This window comes from Scytonema sp. UIC 10036 (assembly GCF_009725235.1).
The window spans coordinates 56560-63937 of record NZ_WJFC01000061.1; the positions used below are offsets into that span (position 1 = coordinate 56560).

At 42.2% G+C, this 7378-nt stretch carries 5 protein-coding genes; 2 read left to right on the forward strand and 3 right to left on the reverse strand.

Annotated elements, in window-relative coordinates:
* Window positions 1–181: 181 nt before the first annotated feature.
* The 3 genes from F7734_RS26600 to prfC form a co-directional block, all read right to left on the reverse strand.
* A complete protein-coding gene (locus F7734_RS26600) occupies window positions 182–697 on the reverse strand; it encodes an RNA-binding protein (protein WP_155747627.1) in 516 nt (171 codons plus the stop codon).
* 625 nt (window positions 698–1322) lie between these two features.
* Complete coding sequence (locus F7734_RS26605) at window positions 1323–3452, reverse strand: M48 family metalloprotease (protein WP_155747628.1); 2130 nt, start codon at window positions 3450–3452, stop codon at window positions 1323–1325.
* Window positions 3453–3617: 165 nt separating this feature from the next.
* The gene (gene prfC / locus F7734_RS26610; protein WP_155747629.1) at window positions 3618–5246 is read right to left on the reverse strand and encodes a peptide chain release factor 3; all 1629 of its coding nucleotides are present in this window, start codon (window positions 5244–5246) and stop codon (window positions 3618–3620) included.
* Between the two features lie 255 nt (window positions 5247–5501).
* Here prfC and F7734_RS26615 point away from each other — a divergent pair, with 255 nt between their 5' ends.
* Window positions 5502–5843 carry a DUF4870 domain-containing protein gene (locus tag F7734_RS26615; protein WP_155747630.1) on the forward strand — a complete coding sequence of 114 codons (342 nt, stop codon included), beginning with the start codon at window positions 5502–5504 and terminating at the stop codon, window positions 5841–5843.
* Window positions 5844–6240: 397 nt separating this feature from the next.
* Window positions 6241–7224, forward strand: a complete 984-nt coding sequence (gene hemB, locus F7734_RS26620) for a porphobilinogen synthase (RefSeq protein WP_155747631.1) — start codon at window positions 6241–6243, stop codon at window positions 7222–7224.
* Window positions 7225–7378: the final 154 nt, after the last annotated feature.

Here is a 7378-nt window from a genome sequence, read left to right on the forward strand (position 1 = left end):
GTTTTTCCAACAGTTGCGACAGCGAAGCGAGTAAGCCGAAGCGCATCTCGCACATAATTTGGTTAAAAGATTCCCAAAGCTAAATAGCTAAGGGACTTCATAACGATACGGTCAAAATAACCCCAGCATCTCTTAGCAATTTCAAATCAAAATCTGATTTTTAATTGACCTGGAGGGAGAACTAACTTGTAGTCTGTGCAGCCAGCATTTGCTTGAGTTTTTCCAACTGATTAGCCCAGCGAGGATCTGGACGAATAGTGTCATCCGTGTTTCCAGATGCCGTTGGAACATTCTCTCTAGTACCGCCGCCACGACGGGACTTCTTAGAGCTTTTTTCTTTACGGTTACCACCCTCTTTTTGTACGGGGGCTGCATGAGTGCTTCCACCTTGACTTGGTGCTTTAGCCGCACTTGGTTGCTCCTCTGCTCCTTCTTCTCCACCTTTAGTACGAGGTAGAGCTTTCTCAAGTTTGATAGCAGATTCTTTGAACAAGAAACCATTGTATTTTTCAATAATTTGGTCTGCTTGCTCGTCATTATTGACCGTCAGAAAACCAAAACCCCGGCATTTGCCAGTTTTGCGGTCTTTAATCAGCTTAGTTGTGACAGCATCACCTTCAGCTGAAAAGACGGCTTGTAATTCTTGACGATCTATTTCTTCTTTTGGCAAATTGCCTATGTATAGGCGAACGGACATGAAACATACCTCCAGATTTGACATTTGAATGAACGCGACCGGGCAAAAAACAGGGGCTGGTGTGCGAATGGGTAATAGATACTATCCACTAACATTGCCACAAACCAACCTTTTTACTCCAAACTATTAACCAATACAATACAGTTTTTCACCAAGATCAAGCTTCTTTAATACGAGAGCGCACACAACGCCAATAACACCTTTAGTCTAAAAATTTTGAATTTTACAGAGTATAGCTGCCACTGGACTTCTTCGTTCCCTTTTTATTCCGAAGAATGCAACACCATTCCCTACATTATCACGGTATTTTACACGTAGCTAGTTCAAGATAGACATTTCCAGCGATTGCATAATCGCATAGTAACATAAAATACACTTTGTCTTCTACCATTTTGTGTTTTTGAAACAAAAACCAGCCAAGGGCTGGCTGATTTTGTGCTGTGTTGGGAAAAAAAGGGAATAGATCGGCGCTTTACAGGTACACAGGTAACCAAGCTGGGACGCTAAGTTTGCCAATTGCAACCGTTATTGTAAATAAATGTAACATCAAGTCCGGTGTTTTGCAACTTTTCTTTACACACTCTGAGAGTGCGTGGTTAGTTGTTAGTCGTTAGTGGAACAACTACTAGCCCTTGAATAACACGTAAACTCCCCAAGCGTTCAGAACAATAGCCAGGATTATAGAATAAATTGGATGATAACTATTGACAATTTTGCCACTTTGAGTATTCAATGTGTGAACATCTATCCAAGGTAATGCTCCTTTTCTAAACCAACCTGTAACGGTAATCCGGCGACCAATTAAGTCTTGGGTGTGAAGTTCTTCCCCAACTTGGGGAAGGTGATGTAATTTTAGGAGACTTGTGCTAGTTTGCAGTATTAAATCTTGCCCTAAAAAGTTACTATTACCTCGACGCCCTAAAAGTTTACCAACAAGACGTACTGGTGTACTGTCAGCAGGAAGACTGGCGGGATTCGCAAGCAAAACCGGGAGTCGGTCATCAGTTTGCACGTTTATAGACTTAATTTCGGGAAAAATAGCATTTATCCGCACGATGATGCCAATACCAATGCAAATTAGCAAGCAGCCCGTAACATAAGAGGTATTGTCATATATCCACTTTAAGTTTAAAAACTTGAGAGTATAGGCTGTTTGCCACACTATCCAAATCAAAACAGCAAACACGATACCCGCAGGAATCCCCAAAAAAGGCGCAATTTGAAAAAGAAAGGACTGGCGCTTGACCCTTAAAGACTTTTGGTTTTCCATATTTAATTCTGTCTCTAAATGCCAAAGACGGGCAATTGATGTTAAGTGTTGTAAGCGATCGCCAATCATTGGATGAGTTTTATTAAAAATAAACCACCATCGATAGGGGTTAAGAGTATCCCACATTAAAAATGATTCAAAGGTTGTGTGAGGCGCAATACTTCCCAAAGAAATACTTTGTTGATAGCCCACTGGTACCATGATATTCAAGCTTTCTAATTGCCAACAAGTCTGTTCTTTTTTTTGAATATCGCTAGCAATCCCAATAGCAATTTTAAGTAATCCACGGACAAGACCATTGGGGTTACCAGTGATGTCAACAGCAATGCGATCGCTATAGTAATGACGAAGCTGAGACAACCATATAGAAGTTCCAGTTAACAAACACCAAATTCCATAGGCAAAGCTTGCTATATAAGCCAAAGCCATTCGCAAAGGTATTATTTTTCTGTTATCTCCCCAGATAGCAATTTGTTGATAGAGTAGGTAGAAAGGAATTGTAACTAATAATACCAAAGACATGACAACAAAATCCCAATGAGCAATATGCCCGAGTGTGCGTGCGTAGATAGCAGCAATTTCATCTTCAGCTAATTGCTCTAACAAACCCTGACTGACGACAATTCGCGCAGTCCGGGGTAAATTTCCATATGTTATTATTATCGGAGCAGATAGAGGTAAAATCTCCAGTTTTGGAAACTGCCAACCTTGCTGCTGACAGTACCGTTGCAGTACCCGAACCGCTTCCTGACTGTATTTATTTAAAGCATCTTTGTTAAATTCTCTTTGGCAATAAAAGTTTGTTAAAAGTCCATCAAGCAACCAAGGTGATAACCCGATTAAAACGAACAGGGTTAAGAGTAAAAAAAATGTAGGATCTGCGTATAAAAGTTGTATTGGCTCAAGATACGGTAAGTTCATTAACGTGCTGTTGATCGATTGCATCGCAAAGATCAACAATTCCCGCATTATCCAAAATAGAGCAATAAATGTTCCAGCTTGCAGCAACCAAAAGGCAATTAAATTTAGCTTTTGTAGGGGTTGCCAAGACTTGGCTCTTGGCGACTGTTTCCAGTAAATCGGGAGCGGTTTTATCGGTTCCCTGATAGCCACAGGAGGAGGATCGGGGGGAGTGGAGGGAGTAGACAAGGGAGAGGGGGTAGACAAGGAAGCAGGTTCTACCTTGTCCCCCTTGTCCCCTTGTCCCGTTTTACTAGGTTTTGTTAGTTGCTTTAGAGTCCGTTGTGCCCACTCTCGTACTTGAGAATTATGACTTTGAGTGAGAGTTTCACAAAGAGTTCGCGCTTCTAGAGTATTGCCACTGCGTGTGTGTGCTACAACTAAACCTACCTTCGCTTGTAAGCCAGCATTGCTGTCGCCTTCTCTTGTTGCGACTGCTTTTAAAGTCGCGATCGCACTCTGATAATTTCCTTGCTTAAGGATGTTTAAACCAGCCTCCAAAGAAGGTTCAGATTGTGAAGGCATAAAAATTTTCTCGCTCTAGTCTTACTGTAAAATACCCAGATTGAGACTTTATTTTAACGTTGGTGGGAAAAATTTCTTTGTTGGTAGATAGTGGTTAGTGGTTAGTAGTTAATTGACGAACAACCAACAACCAACAACCAACAACTAACAACCAACAATCAACCACTAACCCTCAGTCACTTGCTGTGTAGAAAAGACTGGTGCGATCGCGCTCAGTTTTAAATTAGGATGGTCTTCCAGCAATTGATGGCAATTCCATTCATTACGGAACAGTAACACTGGGCGTCCAAAGCTATCTTTGACTGTTGTTGTGTTAAACAAGCGTCCTATTGAGTTTAGCGCTTCCCAACCACCCTCTACCCAGCGAGCCACAGAGTACGGTAGTAATTCTAACAATGTTTCTACTCCGTACTCATTTTGCAAGCGAAATTGCACAACCTCAAATTGCAGTTGACCGACTGCGGCTAAGATTGGGTCGCGCTTAGCCTCATCTACCGAGTACATAATTTGTACAGCCCCTTCTTCCCGCAACTCGGAAACGCCTTTTTGGAATTGTTTAAATTTAGAAGGGTTTGGATTGCGGAGAGTTGCAAATAATTCCGGGGAGAAATACGGAATCCCTTCATATTCTAATTTTTGTCCTGTATAAATTGTATCTCCTATAGCAAAAACACCGGGATTGTTCAAGCCAATAACGTCACCTGCATATGCAAAGTCAATGGATTCTCTTTCTTGAGCAAATAATTTTTGCGGACGAGACAAGCGGATAGTTCTGCCAGTACGGGCGTGATTGACTGTCATGTCTTTTTCAAATTTACCCGTACAAACACGGACAAAGGCAACGCGATCGCGATGTTTCGGGTCCATATTCGCTTGTAGTTTAAACACAAATCCACTGAATTCCGGGTAAGTGGGCGGAATATCACCTGCTGTACTGTTGTGCGAACCCGGTCTTAAGGCACACTCAAGGAAGGAATTGAGGAATAACTGTACCCCAAAGTTGGTCATGGCACTACCAAAGAAGACGGGTGTCATTTTGCCTTGGTGTACCAATTCCAAATCTAGTTCCGGTCCTACCCCTTCTAACAGTTCTAAATCGTTTTTGAGTTGGTAGTAGAGGTCTTGCTCTAAGAGTTCCTCAATTCTGGCATCACCTAAATCAACTACGGTATCTACAGCTTCACGGCTACCGTGGGCGCTTCTTTCAAATAAGTGAATTTGTTTTTGCTGACGGTCAAAAACACCTTTAAAGCGATCGCCCATCCCAATTGGCCAATTGACGGCATAAGTCTGCAAGCCTAATTCTTGCTCGATTTCGTCCAAAAGTTCCAAAGGTTCCCTTCCCGGACGGTCAAGTTTGTTAACAAATGTGAAGATAGGAATACCGCGCATCTTGCACACTTCAAACAACTTCCGTGTTTGTGGTTCCAAACCTTTCGCTGCGTCAATCAGCATGACCGCATTATCGGCTGCAGCTAGCGTGCGATAAGTATCTTCACTAAAATCTTGGTGTCCGGGAGTATCTAATAAATTAATTTGGCAATTCCGGTATTCAAACTGTAAAACTGTAGAGGTGATGGAAATACCCCGTTGTTGTTCCATTGCCATCCAGTCGGAAGTTGCCTTGCGCTGTGCTCGCCTTGCTTTCACTGCGCCTGCTTCGTGAATAGCACCCCCGTACAGCAGAAGTTTTTCGGTTAGTGTTGTTTTCCCGGCATCGGGGTGGGAGATAATTGCAAAGTTACGGCGACTTTCAACTGCTGTATGCAGTTCGGGCAGAAGTTCAGTTGACATATCTGTTCAATGCTTGTAATTTAACTTAACTTTTTCCAACTTTAGCGAGTGTTTTAATATTAAGACAACAATGCTTGTGATAGGGTCTTATAGTAAGTGTTGAGCAATGGGTTCTTGTTACTGAGTAGAATTTATACATAAAAACATCAAACTCATTGCTTGTTCCTCAACGTTAATATCAAGTCTACTCATTAAATTTGTCACTAGAACTCAAAACTCAGCACTTCAGTACTTTTAGATACAAGGGAGTGACAAATGTACGACACGGATACGCGAAAGGTTTTATCAGCACTGTGTCATGGAGCAATTTTCTTCAATTTTCTGCTTCTCTCAATCGGTCTACCTATTACCATCCTGTTTACTACTCAAGATCCTGTTGTTAAGGAAAATGCCAAAGAAGCTATCAATTTCCACCTTAATGTATGGTTGTACGGAATTATAATCGGAGCCTTGATTTTAGCAAGCTTTGGTGTACTGGGTTTTGTCGGATTCTTCTGGTTCCTAGTTCATTGGGGACTGACAATTTGGGCACTTTTCCATGTTCTAAGCAATTCTGAAACAGCTTTCCGCTACCCCTTCATTTTCCGGATTGTCTAAACAATTGTCATTAGTCATTAGTTATTGGTCATTGGTCTTGTGTGTATAGAAATTCTATCTTATTTTTGAAATACACGTAGACACATAGGTAGGCTTTAGCCCTACCTAACTTATCCTATACATAAGTACAAAGAACCAGTAACAAATGACAAAGGACAAATGACTATTAATTTTTAATAAGTTTTTTAGTTAAGAAATTCAGGGAACTTTTAAGATTTAAGGCTTATAGGCTAGCTGTAAAATACAAAATTGCCCCACAACATCATCAGCAGTAGGGCAGAGGAAGTTAAGCGCTTTCTGTAGTGTCTATGACTACAAAACGTTTTGACCTCGCCTTTGTGACGCTTTGTTTTGTGTCCATTATCCATGAATTTTTAGTTTGGGTTTACAAAACGTTATGTTTCCAACTCATCGTCCCCGCCGTTTGCGTACTCATCCACAACTGCGCCGCATGGTACGCGAAACTCTACTAACCACAAACGATCTGATTTACCCCCTATTTGCTGTTCCTGGGGAAGGTATTGCTCATGAAGTGAGATCTATGCCCGGTGTCTACCAACTTTCCATAGATAAAATTGTGGAAGAAGCAAAAGAGGTTTATGACCTGGGCATTCCTGCCATCATTTTGTTTGGGATTCCTGCGGATAAAGACGTAGATGCCACAGGTGCATGGCACGATTGCGGAATAGTACAAAAAGCTGCTACGGCTGTTAAAGAAGCTGTACCAGATTTGATTATCATTGCTGATACCTGTTTGTGCGAGTATACAAGTCACGGTCACTGCGGTTATTTACAACTGGGCGATTTGACGGGACGGGTTTTAAATGACCCGACTTTAGAATTGCTTAAGAAAACGGCAGTTTCTCAGGCAAAAGCTGGTGCGGATATTATTGCCCCTTCCGGGATGATGGATGGCTTTGTACAAGCAATTCGCAGTGGTTTGGATGAAGCGGGATTCCAAGATACACCAATTCTGTCCTATGCTGCTAAGTATGCTTCGGCTTATTACGGTCCCTTCCGCGATGCCGCAGATTCTGCCCCACAATTTGGCGATCGCAGAACTTATCAAATGGACCCTGGTAATGCCCGTGAAGCCCTCAAGGAAATTGACCTAGATATCGCTGAAGGTGCTGATATGCTTATGGTAAAACCCGCCTTGGCTTATATGGACATTATTTGGCGCGTGAAGGAGGCCAGCAACTTACCTGTTGCGGCTTACAACGTTTCTGGTGAGTATTCCATGGTGAAAGCCGCAGCAATCAACGGTTGGATTGACGAGCAGCGTGTAGTTATGGAAACTTTAATTGGCTTCAAACGTGCAGGTGCTGACTTGATACTAACCTACCATGCCAAAGATGCGGCACGGTGGTTGCAAAAGTAGCAATCTTCTCGATCAACGCATTTGGCAACGGATGAGATAACGGATATCGGATAGCTTATCGGCTTGTAGATAACTAGACGCTATGACCGCTACAAATCCGTTGCCATGTTGTTTATAGGGGGTAGGGAGTAGGGGGTAGGGAGTAGGGAAGAGT